This is a genomic window from Streptomyces sp. NPDC044064 (assembly GCF_056434245.1).
Genome location: NZ_JBWKFN010000018.1, coordinates 1 through 17,381, shown reverse-complemented (window position 1 = coordinate 17,381; position 17,381 = coordinate 1). Strand labels below are relative to the sequence as shown.

Genomic DNA, 17,381 nt, shown 5'->3' with positions numbered 1-17,381 from the left:
GGGCCGGGTCAGGAGTCCTGCTCGGGGCGGGCCCGGCTCGGCTGGACCCGCTTGGGCTCGCCCGGCATCTTCGGGTACTCCGGCGGGTACGGCAGGTCGCCCAGGCCGTGCTCGTGTTCGTCGCGGCGGGCCAGTTCGAGGAGGGCGTCGAGGGAGTAGGCGTGAGCGTCCATGTCGGCGTGCACGTCGCCGAGTTCGGCGAAGCGGGCCGGCATGGTGGCGAGGTCGAAGTCGCGGGGGTGGGCCACGCCGACCTCGTCCCAGTTCAGGGGCGCGGAGACGGGGGCGTTCGGGCGGGGGCGGACGGAGTAGGCGGAGGCGATGGTGCGGTCGCGGGCGGTCTGGTTGTAATCGAGGAAGATGCGCTCGCCGCGCTCCTCCTTCCACCACTTGATCGTGACCTGGTCGGGCATCCGGCGTTCCATCTCCCGGCCGACCGCGATCGCGGCGCGCCGCACCTGGGTGAAGGTCCAGCGCGGTTCGATGGGCACGAAGACGTGCAGGCCGCGGCCGCCCGAGGTCTTGGGCCAGCCGCGCAGGCCGCCGAACTCGTCGAGGACGGCGCGCAGTTCGTGGGCGGCACGGGCGGCGTCGTCGTAGTCGGTGCCGGGCTGCGGGTCGAGGTCGATGCGGAGTTCGTCGGGATGGTCGACGTGGGTGCGGCGCACCGGCCAGGGGTGGAAGGTGAGCGTGCCGTACTGGGCGGCCCACACCACGGCGGCCTCCTCGGTGGGGCACATCTCGTCGGCGCTGCGACCGCTGGGGAAGGTGATGTGAGCGGTGGGGATCCAGTCGGGCATGCCCTTGGGTGCGCGCTTCTGGTAGAACCACTCGCCGTCGACGCCGTCCGGGTAGCGCTGGAGGGTGGTGGGGCGGTCGCGCAGGGCGCGCAGGATGCCGGGGCCTACGGCGGCGTAGTACTGGGCGACGTCCAGCTTGGTGAATCCGCGCTCCGGGAAGAAGACCTTGTCGGGGCTGGACAGCCGTACGGTCCGGCCGGCCACGTCCAGCTCCACCGCTTCACCCATGCGGCCACGGTAGGCGCACCCGGCACACCCCGCACACCGGGCGTCGGCTGACGTATGCGAGCAGAATCGGACGCATGGATCTGCCGGTGATGCCGCCCGTGAAGCCGATGCTCGCCAAGTCGGTGGCGAAGATCCCGCCGGGCATGCACTACGAGGCGAAGTGGGACGGGTTCCGCGCGATCGTGTTCCGGGACGGGGCCGAGGTCGAGCTGGGAAGCCGCACCGGGAAGCCGCTGACCAGGTACTTTCCGGAGCTGGTCGCGGCGTTGAAGGAGCGGGTGCCGCAGCGGTGCGTGCTGGACGGGGAGATCGTGATCGCGCGGGGCGGACGGCTGGACTTCGACGCGCTGACCGAGCGGATCCATCCGGCGGACTCGCGGGTGCGGATGCTGGCCGAGAGGACCCCGGCCTCCTTCGTGGCGTTCGACCTGCTGGCGCTGGACGACCACGCCCTGCTCGACGTGCCGCTGACCGACCGGCGGGCCCTGCTGGAGCGGGCGCTGTCCGGCGTGGGCGCGCCGGTGCATCTGGCGCCGGCGACGACCGACGGGGAGACGGCGCAGCGATGGTTCGAGCAGTACGAGGGCGCCGGTCTGGACGGGGTCGTCGCCAAGCCGCTCGATCTGCGCTATCTGCAGGACGAACGGGTCATGTTCAAGATCAAGCACGAGCGGACCGCGGATGTCGTGGTGGCGGGCTACCGGTTCCACAAGAGCGGACCGGTGGTGGGCTCGCTGCTGCTGGGCCTGTACGACGACCGGGGTGCCCTGCAGCACGTGGGTGTGTCGGCGGCCTTCGCCATGAAGAAGCGCGCCGAGCTGGTCGAGGAGCTGGAGCCGCTGCGGATGGACGACGCGGCCGGGCACCCGTGGGCGGCGTGGGGCGACGAGGCGGCGCACGAGACGGCCCGGCTGCCGGGGGCACCGAGCCGCTGGTCGGGCAAGAAGGACCTGTCCTGGGTGCCGATCCGGCCGGAGCGGGTCGCCGAGGTGGCCTACGACCACATGGAGAACGGCGCCCGCTTCCGGCACACGGCCCGCTTCCGTCGCTGGCGCCCGGACCGGACACCGGAGAGCTGCACCTACGCGCAGCTGGAGAAACCGGTGCGCTACGACCTCGCGGAGATCCTCGGGGCCGGGGAGGACGGCTCCTAGGGCTGCATCAGGATCTTGATCGCGCCGTCCTGCTTGTGCTGGAACATCTCGTACGCGGCCGGTGCCTCGTCGAGCGGCAGCCGGTGCGTGGCGAAGTCCTCCACGCCGAGTGGGTCCTCGTCCGTGAGGTAGGGCATGATCGCGTCGGTCCACCGGCGCACGTTGGCCTGCCCCATCCGAATCTGGATCTGCTTGTCGAACAGGGTGAGCATCGGGATCGGGTCGGCCGTGCCGCCGTAGACACCGACGAGGGAGAGGGTGCCACCCCGCCGGACCAGGTCGATGGCCAGGTGGAGAGCGCCGAGCCGGTCGACACTGAAGCGTTCCGCGAGCGGCAGGCCCAGCTTGCGGGGCAGCATCGCGGACGCCTGCTGGGCGAGCCGGGCCGCGGCGCTGCCGTGGGCCTCGGTCCCTACGGCGTCGATCACGGCGTCCGGGCCGCGGCCGTCGGTCTGATCGCGGATCGCGGCGACCAGCTCCTTCTCGTCGTCGAAGGCCCTGAGGTCATACGTCCGCACACCGCGCCGGCTCGTCCGGCCGAGCCGCTCGGGCACCAGGTCGACGCCGAACACCCGCTCGGCTCCCCGGGCCAGCGCGACCCGGCAGGCCATGTCGCCGATCGGGCCGAGGCCGAGGACGGCGAGGCTGCCGCCGGGCGGGACGGACGCGTACTCGACGGCCTGCCAGGCGGTGGGCAGCACGTCCGAGAGATAGACGAACCGGTCGTCCGGCGGGCCCTCGGGCACCTTGATCGGGCCGAACTGCGCCTGCGGGACACGCAGGTACTCGGCCTGTCCGCCCGGCACGGCGCCGTACAGGCGCGTGTAGCCGAACAGGGCGGCACCCATGCCCTCGCCGGTGACCTGGGTCGTCTCGCACTGGGTGGGCAGCCCGGTCAGGCACATCCAGCAGTCTCCGCAGGCGATCTGGAACGGGACCACCACCCGGTCGCCCGCGGCGAGGTCCGGCACCCCGGGACCGACCTCCTGGACGATGCCCATCGGTTCGTGGCCGAGGATGTCACCCGGGGTCATGAACGGGGTGAGCACCTCGTACAGATGCAGATCCGAGCCGCACAGCCCGCTGGACGTGATGCGGATGACGGCGTCGGTGGGCTGTTCGATTCGCGGGTCGGGCACGTTCTCCACCCGCACGTCCCGCCTGCCCTGCCAGGTGACTGCCTTCATGGGGTCGCGCTCCCTTGCTCGCGTGCGCGCCGGTTTCCTGGCGCGTCCGGTTCGCGGTGGCGCCCGGGTACCCGCGCGTGCCGCGACGAACACCTGCGCCGCCCGGTGGACCGGACGCCCGGGCCGCGCCGCGGACTCGGTCGACCCGCGGGACGCGCATGACCGGAACCGACCAGGGATGGCCCGCGATGACCCGATGAGCACACAATCGACATATACGAACGGGGGCAGCGGTGGCCATAGGACGCAGCGCGCGCACACGACGTACCGCACTGACGGCGGCTCTGGCCGCCATCACGATGACGGTCTCCCTGACAACCGGCTGCACACGGCACGGCCCGGCCGACGACGCCCACGCTCCGCACCGGACCTCGTCGCCCACCGGTCCGGCCGTGCCCGCGGACGCCTCGCTGCTCGCCGTGAAGATCGACAACGTGCCGGCGGCCCGCCCGCAGACGGGACTCGACGCGGCGGACGTCGTGTACGCGGAGCAGGTCGAGGGCGGCCTGAGCCGCCTCATGGCGGTGTACGCCACCAACCTCCCCAAAACGGTCGGCCCGGTGCGCAGCGCCCGCGAGTCCGATCTGGAGCTGCTGCGCCAGTTCGACGAACCGACGCTGGCGTTCTCCGGAGCCCAGCGCAAGCTGCTGCCGCTGATCCACCAGGCTCCCGTGCGGGCCGAGTCGCCCGACGAGGCCACGGACGCCTACTACCGGGGCACCGACAGGGCCGCGCCGCACAACCTGTATCTGCACCCCGCCCGGCTACTGCCCTCCGCGCCCGGCAAGACCGCGCTGACCACCGGTTTCCACTACGGTCCGGCGCCCTCCGGCGGCACTCCCGAGTCCGCGCGGACGGTGCGCTATCCGTCGGCGCGCTTCACCTTCACCTGGTCCGCGGGGCGAAGCGGCTGGCTGGTCGCGATGGACGGCACGCCCACGGTGACGACCGACGGTGGACGGCCGGCGCCGGCGACGGTCGTCGTGCAGTACGTGCGGATCCGTGCGTCGCGGTATCACGACACACTCGGCAACACGACGCCGTACACCGAGACGGTCGGCTCCGGAAAGGCCGAGGTGCTGCGGGACGGCCGGTCCTTCGACGCCACCTGGTCCCGGCCGTCCGCCGCGGACGGCACGGCGTTCACCGCGGCGGACGGCAGCCCGCTGAACTTCGCCGCCGGCCAGGTGTGGGTGGTGTTCGCCGAGGCCCGCTCCTGACCGGGCCGCCGTTCAGCTCTGCCGGGCGACCAGCGGCTCGGCCGGGTTGCGCAGGTTCTCGGCGGCGTCCGCGACCCTGCTCATCAGGTCGAAGAAGACGGTCTGCTCCTCGGGGGAGAGCGGGGCGAGGAAGACCTGGTTCATCCGCGCGGTGCGCACGGTCAGCTTGCGGTGGACGCGCAGCCCCTCGTCGGTGAGGCGCAGCAGGAAGCGGCGGCCGTCCTGCGGGTCGCGGACCTTGTGCAGCAGCTCGCGGCGGGTGAGCCTGCTGATGACCTCGGCGATCGTCGACCGGTCCAGGCCGACCCGCTCCCCCACGGTCCGCTGGTCCAGACCCGGCTCGGCGACGAGTGCGTTCAGCACCGCGAACTGCGGTGAGGTGATCTCCTCGGAGACCATGGCGTTCCACAGCAGGTGGTGCGCCTGCTGGAGCCGCCGGGCCAGGTGCCCGGGATGGGTGGCGAGGTCCACCGCGGCCATGCATGCTCCCCTGGTCGATTCGTTGGTGCACTGAACGATACTCGCCGGGGGTACACATGTCTGCACGAGGAATCCCCGGCGCTGCAGAGCCTTGACGGTTCTGATGTCCGATGGCAGCGTGAGGAGCACCTCGCTGAAATACTCAGTGCACTGACTAATTGCAGAGATGAGGCTTCACGGATGGACAAGGTGATCGCCACTGCCCTGGAGGCGGTGGCCGATGTGCCGGACGGTGCGTCCCTCGCGGTCGGCGGCTTCGGGCTGAGCGGTGTGCCCAACGTACTGATCCAGGCGCTGTACGAGCGCGGGACGACCGGTCTGGGCGTGGTGTCGAACAACTGCGGTGCGATGGAGTCCGGCCTCGCGGTGCTGCTGGCCGCCGGCCGGATCGCCCGGGTGACCGGCTCCTACATCGGCGGCAACAAGGAGTTCGCCCGCCAGTACCTGTCCGGCGAACTGGAGGTCGAGCTGATCCCGCAGGGCACGCTCGCCGAGCGGCTGCGCGCGGGCGGCGCCGGGATCCCTGCCTTCTACACCCCGGCGGGCGTGGGCACACAGGTCGCCGAGGGCGGGCTGCCGTGGCGGTACGACGGTGCGGGCGGGATCGCGCTCGCCTCGCCCCCGAAGGAGGTCCGGGAGTTCGACGGCGCGGAGTACGTCCTGGAGCGGGCCATCCGCACGGACTTCGCGCTGGTCCGCGCCGCCAGGGGCGACCGGCACGGCAACCTCGTCTTCGGCAGGTCCGCCCGGAACTTCAACCCCCTTGCCGCGATGGCCGGCCGGGTGACCGTCGCCGAGGTGGAGGAGCTGGTGGAGCCCGGGGAGATCGACCCGGACGCGGTGCACCTGCCCGGCGTCTTCGTGCAGCGCGTGGTGGCGCTGACCCCCGAGCAGGCGGCGGACAAGAAGATCGAGCAGCGGACGGTGAGGTCCTGATGGCCTGGACACGCGAGGAGATGGCCGCCCGGGCGGCCCGCGAACTGAAGGACGGCCAGTACGTCAACCTCGGCATCGGCCTGCCGACGCTGATCCCGAACCATCTGCCGCCGGGCGTCGAGGTGGTCCTGGAGTCGGAGAACGGCATCCTGGGAACCGGCCCGTACCCCGCCGAGGACGAGGTCGACCCGGACCTGATCAACGCCGGCAAGGAGACCGTGACGGTCCTGCCGGGCGCCTCCTACTTCGATTCGGCCCTGAGCTTCGCGATGATCCGGGGCGGGCACATCGACGTGGCCGTGCTGGGTGCGATGCAGGTGTCCGCGTGCGGCGACCTGGCCAACTGGGCGGTGCCGGGGAAACTGGTCACCGGGATCGGCGGGGCGATGGACCTGGTGCACGGCGCCCGTACGGTCGTCGTCGTCATGACGCACACGGCGAAGGACGGCTCCCCCAAGATTCTGGAGCAGTGCACGCTGCCGCTCACGGGCAAGGCGTGTGTGAACCGAGTCGTCACGGATCTGGCGGTACTGGACGTCACGGATGCGGGGCTCCTCCTGGTGGAGACCGCGCCGGGAGTGACCGTTGAAGACGTCGTCACCAGGACCGGCGCTGAACTGACCATCGGGGAGCGCGTGCTGTGAACCCGGTCCCCGTCATGGCTCCGCCACCGGTGCGGCCACCCTCGAACGCCAAGGAAGCGTCAGGTATCCCCCGATGACTCTCACCCAGCAGGACATCGACCGCGAGATCGCGGCGGAGCACGCCGCGTACGAGAAGCGGGTCGCCGACGGAGCACCCGTCGAGCACCACCCGCGCCGCGACTACGCGCCCTACCGCTCCTCCCTGCTCCGCCACCCCAAGCGGCCCCTGGTCGCCATCGACACCCGCCAGGACCCCGAACTGGTGGAACTGCACTCCCCCGCCTTCGGGGAGCGCGACCTCGGCGACATCGACAACGACCTCACCCGGCAGCACACCGGAGAGCCGGTCGGCGAGCGGATCACCGTGTCCGGACGGCTCCTCGACCGTGCCGGACACCCGGTCCACGGCCAGCTGGTCGAGATCTGGCAGGCCAACTCGGCCGGCCGCTACGCCCATCGGCGCGAGCACCACGACGCCCCGCTGGACCCCAACTTCACCGGCGTGGGCCGCACCCTCACGGACGCCGAGGGCCGCTACCGGTTCACCACCGTCCGGCCCGGCCCCTACCCCTGGCGCAACCACGTGGGCGCCTGGCGCCCGGCGCACATCCACTTCTCGGTCTTCGGTACGGCGTTCACCCAGCGGCTGGTGACGCAGATGTACTTCCCGAACGACCCGCTGTTCCCGTACGACCCGATCCTGCAGTCCGTGACGGACGACGCGGCCCGGCAACGGCTGGTCGCCACCTACGACCACGCCCTGTCGGTGCCGGAGTTCTCCCTCGGCTACCACTGGGACATCGTGCTGGACGGCCCGGCCGCCACCTGGATCGAGGAAGGACGCTGACGGAAGCGATGACGAAGACCGACACGAGCGGCCCGCAGAGCGTGCCGCCCACCCCCTCCCACACGGTCGGCCCCTTCTACGGGTATGCGCTGCCGTTCCGCGGCGGCGAGGACATCGCGCCCCTGGGGCACCCCGACACGGTCACCGTGCACGGGTACGTCCTCGACGGCGAGGGCGACCCGCTTCCGGACGCCCTCGTCGAGCTGTGGGGGCCGCGCCCCGACGGCACCGTGCCGCAGGTGGACGGTTCCATCCGGCGGGACCCGGCGACCGGTGGCTGTCCGGGCCGCAACGGCGTGGAGTTCACCGGCTGGGGCCGCGTCCAGACCGACGCGAACGGCCACTGGTACGCGCGGACGCTGCGACCCGGCGCACGCGGGCGGAGCGCCCCGTACCTGAGCGTGTGCGTCTTCGCGCGCGGCCTGCTCGTGCACCTGTTCACCCGGATCTACCTGCCGGGCGACGCGGCCGCGCTCGCCGCGGACCCGCTGCTCACCCGGGTGGGCGACCGGCGCGACACGCTGATCGCCGGCGACGAGGGCGGCAGCACCTACCGTTTCGACATCCGCCTTCAGGGCGAAGGCGAGACGGTCTTCCTGGAGTTCCAGTGACATCTGTGTCCCCGCCGTACGCCGACACGGGTCTGCTCGCCCCCGAGTGGGGGCTGTCCGAGGCCGCCTCCGAGACCGGCGACCACGCCTATCTGCGGGCCCTGCTCGACGCCGAGGCCGCGCTGGCCCGGGCGCAGGCCGCGCTCGGGCTCGCCCCGGCGGAGGCCGCGGCGGCGGTGACCGAGGCGGCCGTCCCGGCGAACTTCGGCATCCGCTCGCTGGCGGCCCGCACCCCGGCGGGCGGCAACCCGGTCATCCCGCTGGTCGCCGACCTGACGGCGGCGGTCGGCGAGGAGTACGGCCCGTACGTCCACCGTGGTGCGACCAGCCAGGACATCATGGACACGGCGACGATGCTGGTCGCCGTACGCACCCTGGGGCCGGTCCTCGTCGACCTCGGCCGCACCGAGCGGGCGTTGGCCGGACTCGCGGCGGAGCACCGCGACACGCCACTTCCTGGTCGGACGCTCACCCAGCACGCCGTACCCACGACGTTCGGGTTGAAGGCGGCCGGCTGGCGCTCGCTGGTCCTGGACGCACGCGACCGCCTCACCCGGGTACGGGACTCGCTCCCCGCCCAACTCGGAGGTGCCGCGGGCACCCTGGCGGCATTCCAGACGTACGGAGCCCAGGACGCGGACGCGCTGACGAAGGCGTACGCCCGCGAAGCCGGTCTCGCCGCACCGGCGTTGCCCTGGCACACGCTGCGCACGCCCGTCGCCGACCTGGCCGGCTGTCTGGCCTTCACCGCCGGGGCGCTGGGCAAGCTCGCCGTGGACGTGCTGACGCTGTCGCGCACCGAGGTCGGCGAGGTGAGCGAACGCAGTGGTGGCGGCTCCTCCGCCATGCCGCACAAGGCGAACCCCGTGCGTTCCACGCTCCTCGCCGCTGCCGCCCGGCGCGCCCCGCAGCTCGCGGCCACCCTGTACGGCTCCCTGGCCGCCGAGGACGAGCGGCCGGCCGGTGCCTGGCACGCCGAGTGGGAGCCGCTGCGCGACCTGCTACGGCTGACGGGCGGTGCCGCCGCGCACGCCGCCGAGCTGACCGAGGGGCTGCGGGTGCACCCCGCCGCGATGCGCCGGAACCTGCACACGACCCGGGGTCTGATCGTCTCCGAGCGGCTGTCCGCCGCCCTGACACCCGTCCTCGGCCGGGCACGGGCCAAGGAACTGCTGACCGAACTGGCCGGCCGCGCCCACGAGGAGGACCGCCCACTGCATGAACTCCTCGCGGAGGAAGAGGAGTTGCAGGACATCGAACTGGACGACCTCGCCGACCCCGCCCACTACACCGGATTCGCCGGTTCCCTCACCGACCTTGCCCTGGAGCGACGTTGACCGTAAAACTCCTCAACCACCTGGAAGAAGGCCCGGCCTCTGCTCCCCCGCTGCTGCTCGGCCCGTCGCTCGGCACCTCTTACGCCCTGTGGGACGCGATCGCGCCCGAGCTGTCGACCACCCACCGGGTGGTGCGCTGGGACCTGCCGGGGCACGGTGGTTCGGCGCCGGACCTGATCGGGCCGGGTGCCACCGTCGGCGACCTCGCCGCGCTGGTGCTGGCGCTCGCCGACGCGCTCGGCATCGAGCGGTTCGCCTATGCGGGGGTGTCGCTGGGCGGCGCGGTCGGCCTGCACCTGGCCGTGCACCACCCCGAGCGGCTGACCTCGCTGGCCGTCATCTGCTCCTCCGCGCACTTCGGCGGCAGCGCGCCCTGGCGGGAGCGGGCCGAGCGGGTGCGCCGGGAGGGCCTGGAGTGGCTGGTGGAGAGCGCCGACGCGCGGTGGTTCACGCCCGGCTTCACCGTGCCGCGGCTGGTGCGGGACCACCGGGAGGCCGACCCGGCGGCGTACGCCGCCTGCTGCGACGCGCTGGCCGCGTTCGACCTGCGCGACCGGCTCGCCGACATCGCCGTACAGGCCCTGCTCGTTGCGGGCCGGCAGGATCCGGCGACGCCGCCCGAGCATCTGCGGGAGATCGCGGACGCGGTGCCCGCGGCCGCGCTCGTGGAGCTGCCCGGGGCATCGCACCTCGCGCCCGCGCAGTGCCCGCAGGCCGTCCTGACCGCCCTGCGCACCCAGCTGACCGGGCCCCCGGCGAGCGGGACGGCGGTGCGCCGGGAGGTGCTGGGCGATGCGCACGTCGACCGGGCGCAGGCCCGGCAGACCCCGTTCACGGCGCGGTTCCAGGACTTCATCTCCCGCTACGCCTGGGGCGAGATCTGGACCGACCCGACCCTCTCGCGCCGCGAGCGCAGCATGATCACGCTGACCGCGCTGGTCGCGCACGGCCACTACGACGAACTGGCGATGCATGTCCGCGCAGCGCGGCGGAACGGGCTGACGCCGCAGGAGATCGGCGCGGTGCTGCTGCAGACAGCGGTGTACTGCGGGGTGCCCGCGGCCAACTCGGCGTTCGCGACGGCCCAGCGGGTGCTCGCCGAGGAGGACCGGCAGGACGAGGACGGGAAGGACGAGGACGGGACGCCCGGCCGAGGGTGACCCTGCTGGTCGTCGGATTCCCCTCTGCGCGGCGACGCCCGGCACCCGCCTAGCGCAGTCCCCGCCCGGTCTCCAGCACCTCCCGCGCCTGTGCCACCAGCCCGTCCGCGCCGATCGAACGGGCCAGCGCCAGGCCCCGGTTGAGTTCCGCGACCGAGCGGATCGCGATGCCGTACTCGACCCGGGCCGCCGCGTGCTCGTACTGGCAGGGCGAGGCCTCCAGATAGGCGACGGCCTGGGCGGCCAGATGGACCGCGCGCTGCCCGGTCTCCAGCGCGGCGGCACAGCGCAGGGCCTCGCCGATGGCGGTGTCCGTGCCGAACCGCTCGGCCTGTCGGCGGGCGTCCGCGGCGAGCCGGGCGGCCCTGGCGGGGTCCTGGGTGGCGAGGGCCTTGGCGAGGTCGACGGACCAGGGCGCGAGGACGGGGTTGTGGCCCCCGCGGGACGCGGCGGTCTTCTCGGCGGCCTCCAGTTCGTTGATGCCCTCCTCGGTGCGGCCCGTCGCGAGCAGCAGCCGGCCGCGTACGGAGCGGATGTCGGGCAGCACGATCGTGGACGGGTAGGGCGGGGCGAAGCCGTACTGCTCGGCGATCGCCCAGGCCTCCTCGACATGGCCACGGGCCAGCAGGGTGTCGACGAGTCCGCAGGTCGACGACCAGTACAGCGGCAGGCCGCGGCCGACGCGCTCGGCCAGCGTCAGCGCCTCGCGCAGCGTGGTCTCGGCGTCGCGGAGCCGGCCCTGCCTGCGGTAGGCGAGGCCGAGGAAGGCGTTGGCCAGGGAGAGGTGGCCGCCGCGCCAGCCGGCCCCGGTATAGGCGCGCAGGGCCTCGGCGAACAGGCTCTCGGCGCGGTCGAGCCGGTCGGCGTAGGCGTACGAACTGCCGAGCATCATCAGCAGTTCGATGCCCCACTCGGCGTCGGTCCAGCCGAGGCCGGGTGCGAGGCGGCCGTTGACGAGGGCGCGGTCGCACAGCTGGAGGACCTCCTCGGCGTTCTCGCCGTGGGTCATCGCGTCGAAGCCGCGCAGGATCAGCAGGGCGCGCTCGGAGTTGTCCCGGCCGGTGCAGGTGCCGGCCAGTTCGGCCAGGCGCCGGGAGCGTTCCTGGGAGACGGTCTCGCCGTGGATGCCCTCCCACATGAACTGCACGGCCTGCAGCCGCAGCTTGACCGGGCCCGCCTCGTGCCGGGCGGCCTCGGCCTCGACCGTGCGAACGGCTTCCTCCAGCTGGTCGTTGTGGAGCAGCGCCTGGGAGAGCCGGACCACGGCGTCGACCCGCTGGGTGCCGTCCAGGCCGGGCATGGCGAGCGCGGACTGCAGATGCTCGATGGTGACGGCGGGTGCGGTGAGCAGGGTGGCGTGGCCCAGTTCGAAGAGCACCTGTGCGTGCACGTCGGGGAGCGGCGGCTCGGCCAGGGCGCGCTCCAGGCAGCGGCGGGCCGCGTCGGGCGCGCCGACGGCCAGGTGCTCGCGGGCCGCCTCGCGCAGCTGCTCGACGAGTTCCTCGTCGTCGTCCGGGTGCACCTTGAGCAGGTGCCGGGAGGCCTCGGCGGCGCTGTGCCCGGTCTCGGTGAGGATCTGCGCGGCGACGCCGTGCATCGCGGTGCACACGCCCGCCGGGATGGAGTTGTAGACGGCGGAGGCGATCAGCGGGTGGACGAACTCCAGCCCGCCTTCCTCGGTCTCGGAGCCGGCCGCCGGGTCGGGTTCGGTGAGGAAGCGGGCGATGCGGAGCAGGTCGGCGCAGCGCTCGGCGACGTCGAGGTTCATGGAGGCGAGCCGTGCGACGAGGTCGACGGAGATGCCGGTGCCGAGGATGGCGGCGGCCCAGGCGAACTGGGTGGCGTCGATGCCGAGTCCCTTGAGCCGGTCGACCAGGCCGCCGCCGCGGGCGGAGCGGTTCAGGTCGCGCAGTTCGCCGGCCCGGGACTCGACCGGATGGACCTCGCTGTCCAGCACCTTGGCGAGGAGTTCGACGGTGTCGTACGGGTTGCCGCCGGTGACGGCCCAGACCTCGCGGCAGAACGGGTCGTCGGCGTGCCGGCCGACGGTGGCGCGGGTGAGCCCGGAGGTGGCCTCCGGGGTCAGGGCGCTGAGGTTGTTGACGGGATGTCCCGCCGTGGCGGCGACCGCTTCGAGGAGGCGGGCGCTCTCGCCGCTCACCTCGCCGGGGCGGCGGGCGACCAGGACCAGCACCGACAGGTCGTCCAGGCGTTCGGCGAACGCGGCGAGCCAGCGCAGGGTCTCCTGGTCGGCCCAGTGTGCGTCGTCGATGATCAGCACCAGCGGCCACTCACGGCGGGCGAGCCGGCGCACGGCCGCGACGAGCCCGTCGCAGACGTACTGCGGGTCGACGCTGCCCTCGCCCGGGTCCACTATCCCGAGGGCGGGGCCCGCGATGTCGTACCAGTCGCCGAGGTACTCGCGTGCCTCCTCCGGGAGCAGGGAGAGCAGCGCCGGCTGGAGCAGCTGTCGCACCACGTTGAACGGCACGGACTTCAGGGTCTCGCCGCCGCGGGCGTACCACACCGTGCAGCCGCGGCGCTCGGCGATGCGGCGGGTCTCGGCGAGCAGCGCGGTCTTGCCGAGTCCGGCCTCGCCCCGGAAGACCAGCAGGCCGCCCGCGGACGACTGATCGGCGCACAGGACGTCGAGCGTCCGCGTGACGGTGGCGATCTCCGCGTCCCGCTCCCACAGGGAAGCCGCGGCGGCCGCCGACGGCCGTGCCTCCGTCATCCCGTTACCTCCCCAGGTCGCCCGAATGACGTACAGACCACGAGCGTAGCCGTCCGGTGGGATGTGTGGAGGCCGGTCCGGGCACGTGTTGCCCCGCCGGGTGAACGATGAGGCGAGTGGGCGACGCGCATGCCGTCCCACCAGCCGCTGTGGATCCGACGAACCGTCAACAGGGCCTGGAATGAAGCTGATTTTCGAACCCCCCGGAGATCGCGGGGACCATGGGGAACGACACGACCGCGACGAACGGGACGACCGCGACCGGCGCGGCGTCCGCGGCGACACGGCCGCCCGCACGCCGACGGTGCGGGCGGTGGCGGCGGGGTCGGTGGGCAATCTCGTCGAGTGGTACGAGTTCGGCGTCTACGGCTATCTGGCCACCGTCCTCGCCGAGCGGTTCTTCACCCCGGCGGGCGCGACTGCGACCGAGGGCCTGGTGCGCACGTACGCATCCTTCGCACTGGCGTTCTTCTTCCGGCCCCTCGGCGCGGCCCTGTTCGGCAGGCTGGGCGACCGGATCGGGCGGCGTCCGGTGCTGATCGCCGTGATCGCGCTGATGGCGGCCGCCACGACGCTGATCGGCGTGCTGCCGACGTACGCCACCGCGGGCGCCCTGGCACCGTGGCTGCTGACGTTCCTGAGGGTGCTTCAGGGACTTTCGGCGGGCGGGGAGTTCGGCGGTGCGGTGGCGCTGATGACCGAGTTCGCCCCGCCGGGGCGGCGCGGACTGTACGGCGCGTGGCAGTCGTTCACGGTGGCGCTGGGCCTGCTGGGCGGTGCGGGTGTCGCGGCGACGACGGCCACGGTGCTCGGCGAGAACCAACTCGCCGACTGGGGCTGGCGGTTGCCGTTCCTGCTGGCGTTGCCGCTGGGGCTGGTGGCGCTATGGCTGCGGGTCGGGCTGGAGGAGACACCGGAGTTCCGGGAGCGGGAGCGGCATGCTGCCGGCCCGGGTGGCGCCGGGGTGGTCGCGTCGGCGGTGCTGCTCGGCGTCGGGCGGGTCATGGGCTGGTCGGCGGCCGGATACACGTTCCTCGTCGTCCTGCCCTCGTATCTCCAGGCCTCGCTGCACACGGGTGTCCGGGAGGCGCTGCTCGCCACCGTGCCGGCCAACGTCGGGTTCGCCGCGGCGATCCTCCCGGCGGGGCTGCTCAGCGACCGGGTCGGGCGGCGTCCGGTGATGCTCACCGGCGCGGTGCTGGTGGCCGGACTCGCCGTGCCGTTGTTCGACCTGCTGCAGAACGAGGGGACTTCCGCCCTGGCGAGGGGCATGGCCACGTGTGCGGCGGGTGCCGTGGTGGGGCTCATGGCCGGGCCCGGGCCCGCACTGCTCGCCGAGATGTTCCCGGCACGGGTGCGCTGGACGGGCCTCGGGCTGGCCTACTCCCTCTCGAACGCGGTGTTCTCCGGATGCGCGGGACTGATCATCACGGAGGCCGTACACCGGACCGGGAACGTGGACGTGCCCGCCTACTACGCCGCGACGGCCTGCGCGCTGAGTGCGCTGGCGCTGATGAAGCGGCAGACGGGAAAGGTGAGTTGAGCGATGCGGGTGATCGGGCTCATGTCGGGGACGTCGTACGACGCGGTCGACGCGGCGGCCGCGGATCTGCGGCTGGACGGGGACACTCTCGCGCTGAAGCCGCTGGGGATGGTGAGCGCGCCGTACGACGACGCACTGCGCGAAGCGCTCGCCGCGGCGCTGCCGCCGGCCGCCGTCCCGCTCGCCGAGGTGTGCCGCCTCGACACCCTGATCGGGCGGGCGTTCGCCGCGGCGGCGGTCCGGGCGGACCGTGAACTGTGCGGTGGTCAAGGCGAATTGGTGGCCTCGCACGGGCAGACCGTCTACCACTGGGTGGACGGCGGCCGGGTGCACGGCACGCTCCAGCTGGGGCAGCCGGCGTGGATCGCCGAGGCGACCGGGCTGCCGGTGGTCGCCGACTTCCGGTCCCGGGACGTCACCGCCGGCGGCCAGGGCGCGCCCCTGGTGAGCCTCGTGGACCTGTTGTGGCTGCGGGGCAGGCCCGGCACGCCGGTGGCGCTGAACATCGGCGGGATCGCCAACCTGACCGCGCCGGACGGGACCGCCTTCGACACCGGACCGGGCTGCGCGCTGCTGGACGCGGCAGCCAGGGAGTACAGCGGCGGGCGCCTGGCCTACGACGCCGACGGGGCGCTGGCCGCACGGGGCCGGCCGGACCTGCCGCTGCTGGACCGGCTGCTCGCCGAGCCGTACTACACGCTGGTCCCGCCCAAGACGACCGGCAAGGAGCTGTTCCACGCCGGGTACCTGCGGGCGGCCGGGGTGGACGGCCTGCCCGCCCCGGACGTGCTGGCGACGCTCACCCTGCTGACGGCCCGGACCATCGCCGACGCGGTGCGGTCCGTCGGCGCCACGGAGGTGATCGCCTCCGGCGGAGGCACCCGCAACCCGGTGCTCATGTCCCACGTCCGGGAGCTGCTCCCGCGGACCGCCGTACGCACCTCGGACCAGCTGGGCCTGTCCGCCGCCGCGAAGGAGGCGTACGCCTTTGCTGTCCTCGGTTTCCTCACGGCCCACGGCCTCCCCGGCACCGACCCGCGCAGCACGGGCGCCCGGCACCCGAGTGTGCTGGGCTCGCTGACACCGGGGCGGGAGGGTCTGCGCCTGCCGCCGGCCCCGCGGGTGGGGCCGGTACGGCTGGTGGTGACGGTGTGAGGAAGCCCACCGTGCTGTACCGCACGCCGGTCCGACGGTGCCGGCCGGAACGCGGGAGTCCGCGGCGAAGCACGGAAATCCCGGGTCAAGGTCATTGAATCCGAGGTGAAATGTACCGGTCCGGGGAATTGGCGGCGGATCCTCTCATCCGGCTTTCACCGATGCCTCATACGGTGGGGGCATGACGCAGGTGACTCCTCCCGGGTGGTACCCCGACCCCGGGCAGACGAATGACGGTCCGCCCACCGAGCGCTGGTGGGACGGCAAGGCCTGGACCGACCAGACCCGCCCCGCCGGGACGGCCGCCACGTGGGGTCCCCCGGCGCAGCAGTTTCCCGGTGGCCCGCAGCCGGCTGCCCCGGCGTACGGGGCCGCCTTTCCGGGATATCCGGTGTACCCGGTCCAGCCGGCCGCGCCCCGTCGCGGTCTGCGCACCGGCATAGCCGTGGTGGCGGCGGCCGCGGTCCTGGTGAGCATCGGGGTCGGTGTGTACGCGCTCAGCAAGGACGGCGGGAGCGGCGGGGGCGACGACCGCGCCGGTTCCCAGCAGGCACCGGGCGGACAGAACGGCGGGCAGGGCGGGTCCGGCGGTCCGGGCGGGTCGCCGTCCCCGGGGCAGTCCGCGGCGCCCAAGATCCAGGGCGGCGGCACGGTGCCGGATCCGGTGAACGGGATCAGCATGCCCGTACCGAAGGGCTGGACCGGGCAGACGATCAGCGTCGGCGCGCAGGTCACGTCCGACAACTCCTACAAGTGCCCAGGCAACAAGGAGCAGACGTGCACCGCGGGCGGCGCCTACTCGGCACCCGCCGTCGCGCTCGGCACGGACGGCGACACGGCCGAGGCGGTCGCCAAGGCGGACATCGCGGCCAACGCCAAGGAGTCCTACGGCGGCACCTCCTACGGCAGCATCACCTCGCACGAGGTGCTGGCCTCCAAGACGGTCACGGTGGCCGGGCAGAAGGGCTACCTGGTGCGCTGGAAGGCGGTCACCGCCAACGGCTCCGACGGCTACGTCGAGTCCGTCGCCTTCCCCTCGCCCAACGACACCAAGCGGATCGTCGTGGTGCGCTTCGGTGTGGACGTCGGCCAGAAGGTGTCCGTCATCGACGACATCCTGCAGGGGATCAAGGTCTCGTCGGGCGACGGGAACGGCCAGAACGTCTGAGGACACCGCCGGACAGAAGTCGGCCGGGTGGGGTTCCCCTCCGCTCAAGGGGAACCCCACCCGGCCGGGGGGTGCGGGGCGCCCCCCTCCCCCCAGTGGGGCGCCAACAGGTCCCCCTTCCGCCATCCCCTGAACAGCAGCCTGGGCCCTTGGTCCGCCCGAGTGCGGGCAGCACCG

At 73.1% G+C, this 17,381-nt stretch carries 15 protein-coding genes; 11 read left to right on the top strand and 4 right to left on the bottom strand.

Translation table 11 applies throughout. The features are described 5' to 3' along the window. Positions 1–8: 8 nt before the first annotated feature. Positions 9–1,028: a non-homologous end-joining DNA ligase gene (gene ligD / locus AC07DS_RS27350; protein WP_479149414.1), complete on the bottom strand. Its 1,020-nt coding sequence runs from the start codon at positions 1,026–1,028 to the stop codon at positions 9–11. 74 nt (positions 1,029–1,102) lie between these two features. On the opposite strand from ligD, the gene AC07DS_RS27345 reads away from it, so the two are divergent. After that, positions 1,103–2,182, top strand: coding sequence for an ATP-dependent DNA ligase (locus AC07DS_RS27345; RefSeq protein WP_479149412.1), 1,080 nt, complete (start codon positions 1,103–1,105; stop codon positions 2,180–2,182). Here AC07DS_RS27345 and AC07DS_RS27340 read toward each other — a convergent pair. Beyond that, on the bottom strand, positions 2,179–3,369 hold the full coding sequence (locus AC07DS_RS27340) for a zinc-dependent alcohol dehydrogenase (protein ID WP_479149410.1): 1,191 nt from the start codon (positions 3,367–3,369) through the stop codon (positions 2,179–2,181). The genes AC07DS_RS27345 and AC07DS_RS27340 overlap by 4 nt on opposite strands. Positions 3,370–3,608: 239 nt before the next feature. On the opposite strand from AC07DS_RS27340, the gene AC07DS_RS27335 reads away from it, so the two are divergent. Then, the gene (locus AC07DS_RS27335; RefSeq protein ID WP_479149693.1) at positions 3,609–4,589 is read left to right on the top strand and encodes a DUF3048 domain-containing protein; all 981 of its coding nucleotides are present in this window, start codon (positions 3,609–3,611) and stop codon (positions 4,587–4,589) included. Between the two features lie 12 nt (positions 4,590–4,601). On the opposite strand, the gene AC07DS_RS27330 is transcribed toward AC07DS_RS27335, so the two are convergent. Then, positions 4,602–5,069: a MarR family winged helix-turn-helix transcriptional regulator gene (locus tag AC07DS_RS27330; protein ID WP_479149408.1), complete on the bottom strand. Its 468-nt coding sequence runs from the start codon at positions 5,067–5,069 to the stop codon at positions 4,602–4,604. A 180-nt stretch (positions 5,070–5,249) separates the two neighbouring features. On the opposite strand from AC07DS_RS27330, the gene AC07DS_RS27325 reads away from it, so the two are divergent. The 6 genes from AC07DS_RS27325 to pcaDC all read left to right on the top strand — a co-directional run bounded on the left by AC07DS_RS27325 (position 5,250) and on the right by pcaDC (position 10,604). Next, positions 5,250–6,005, top strand: a complete 756-nt coding sequence (locus tag AC07DS_RS27325; RefSeq protein WP_479149407.1) for a CoA transferase subunit A — start codon at positions 5,250–5,252, stop codon at positions 6,003–6,005. Then, positions 6,005–6,649 (top strand): CoA transferase subunit B, encoded by a 645-nt coding sequence (locus AC07DS_RS27320; RefSeq protein WP_479149405.1) that lies wholly within the window; start codon positions 6,005–6,007, stop codon positions 6,647–6,649. The genes AC07DS_RS27325 and AC07DS_RS27320 overlap by 1 nt, the downstream gene beginning before the upstream one ends. Positions 6,650–6,722: 73 nt before the next feature. After that, positions 6,723–7,496, top strand: a complete 774-nt coding sequence (gene pcaH / locus AC07DS_RS27315; protein WP_479149404.1) for a protocatechuate 3,4-dioxygenase subunit beta — start codon at positions 6,723–6,725, stop codon at positions 7,494–7,496. Between the two features lie 8 nt (positions 7,497–7,504). Continuing rightward, positions 7,505–8,107, top strand: coding sequence for a protocatechuate 3,4-dioxygenase subunit alpha (gene pcaG, locus AC07DS_RS27310; protein WP_479149402.1), 603 nt, complete (start codon positions 7,505–7,507; stop codon positions 8,105–8,107). Further along, positions 8,104–9,444 carry a 3-carboxy-cis,cis-muconate cycloisomerase gene (gene pcaB / locus AC07DS_RS27305; protein ID WP_479149400.1) on the top strand — a complete coding sequence of 447 codons (1,341 nt, stop codon included), beginning with the start codon at positions 8,104–8,106 and terminating at the stop codon, positions 9,442–9,444. The genes pcaG and pcaB overlap by 4 nt, the downstream gene beginning before the upstream one ends. After that, positions 9,441–10,604 (top strand): bifunctional 3-oxoadipate enol-lactonase/4-carboxymuconolactone decarboxylase PcaDC, encoded by a 1,164-nt coding sequence (gene pcaDC, locus AC07DS_RS27300; protein ID WP_479149398.1) that lies wholly within the window; start codon positions 9,441–9,443, stop codon positions 10,602–10,604. Before pcaB ends, pcaDC begins: the two co-directional genes overlap by 4 nt. 49 nt (positions 10,605–10,653) lie before the next feature. Here pcaDC and AC07DS_RS27295 read toward each other — a convergent pair whose 3' ends face one another. Beyond that, complete coding sequence (locus tag AC07DS_RS27295) at positions 10,654–13,338, bottom strand: ATP-binding protein (RefSeq protein ID WP_479149396.1); 2,685 nt, start codon at positions 13,336–13,338, stop codon at positions 10,654–10,656. A gap of 181 nt (positions 13,339–13,519) precedes the next feature. Between AC07DS_RS27295 and AC07DS_RS27290 the strand changes: the two genes are divergently transcribed. The 3 genes from AC07DS_RS27290 (at position 13,520) to AC07DS_RS27280 (ending at position 17,204) form a co-directional block, all read left to right on the top strand. After that, the gene (locus AC07DS_RS27290) at positions 13,520–14,881 is read left to right on the top strand and encodes an MFS transporter (protein WP_479149395.1); all 1,362 of its coding nucleotides are present in this window, start codon (positions 13,520–13,522) and stop codon (positions 14,879–14,881) included. 3 nt (positions 14,882–14,884) lie between these two features. Then, positions 14,885–16,036, top strand: a complete 1,152-nt coding sequence (locus tag AC07DS_RS27285; RefSeq protein WP_479149393.1) for an anhydro-N-acetylmuramic acid kinase — start codon at positions 14,885–14,887, stop codon at positions 16,034–16,036. Between the two features lie 181 nt (positions 16,037–16,217). Further along, positions 16,218–17,204, top strand: coding sequence for a DUF2510 domain-containing protein (locus AC07DS_RS27280; RefSeq protein WP_479149392.1), 987 nt, complete (start codon positions 16,218–16,220; stop codon positions 17,202–17,204). Positions 17,205–17,381: the final 177 nt, after the last annotated feature.

Coding starts and splice junctions, on each gene's coding strand:
- ligD (WP_479149414.1), bottom strand. CDS start 1,028: ATGGGTGAAGCGGTGGAGCTGGACGTGGCCGGCCGGACCGTACGGCTG.
- AC07DS_RS27345 (WP_479149412.1), top strand. CDS start 1,103: ATGGATCTGCCGGTGATGCCGCCCGTGAAGCCGATGCTCGCCAAGTCG.
- AC07DS_RS27340 (WP_479149410.1), bottom strand. CDS start 3,369: ATGAAGGCAGTCACCTGGCAGGGCAGGCGGGACGTGCGGGTGGAGAAC.
- AC07DS_RS27330 (WP_479149408.1), bottom strand. CDS start 5,069: ATGGCCGCGGTGGACCTCGCCACCCATCCCGGGCACCTGGCCCGGCGG.
- AC07DS_RS27325 (WP_479149407.1), top strand. CDS start 5,250: ATGGACAAGGTGATCGCCACTGCCCTGGAGGCGGTGGCCGATGTGCCG.
- AC07DS_RS27320 (WP_479149405.1), top strand. CDS start 6,005: ATGGCCTGGACACGCGAGGAGATGGCCGCCCGGGCGGCCCGCGAACTG.
- pcaH (WP_479149404.1), top strand. CDS start 6,723: ATGACTCTCACCCAGCAGGACATCGACCGCGAGATCGCGGCGGAGCAC.
- pcaG (WP_479149402.1), top strand. CDS start 7,505: ATGACGAAGACCGACACGAGCGGCCCGCAGAGCGTGCCGCCCACCCCC.
- AC07DS_RS27295 (WP_479149396.1), bottom strand. CDS start 13,338: ATGACGGAGGCACGGCCGTCGGCGGCCGCCGCGGCTTCCCTGTGGGAG.
- AC07DS_RS27290 (WP_479149395.1), top strand. CDS start 13,520: ATGAAGCTGATTTTCGAACCCCCCGGAGATCGCGGGGACCATGGGGAA.
- AC07DS_RS27285 (WP_479149393.1), top strand. CDS start 14,885: ATGCGGGTGATCGGGCTCATGTCGGGGACGTCGTACGACGCGGTCGAC.
- AC07DS_RS27280 (WP_479149392.1), top strand. CDS start 16,218: ATGACGCAGGTGACTCCTCCCGGGTGGTACCCCGACCCCGGGCAGACG.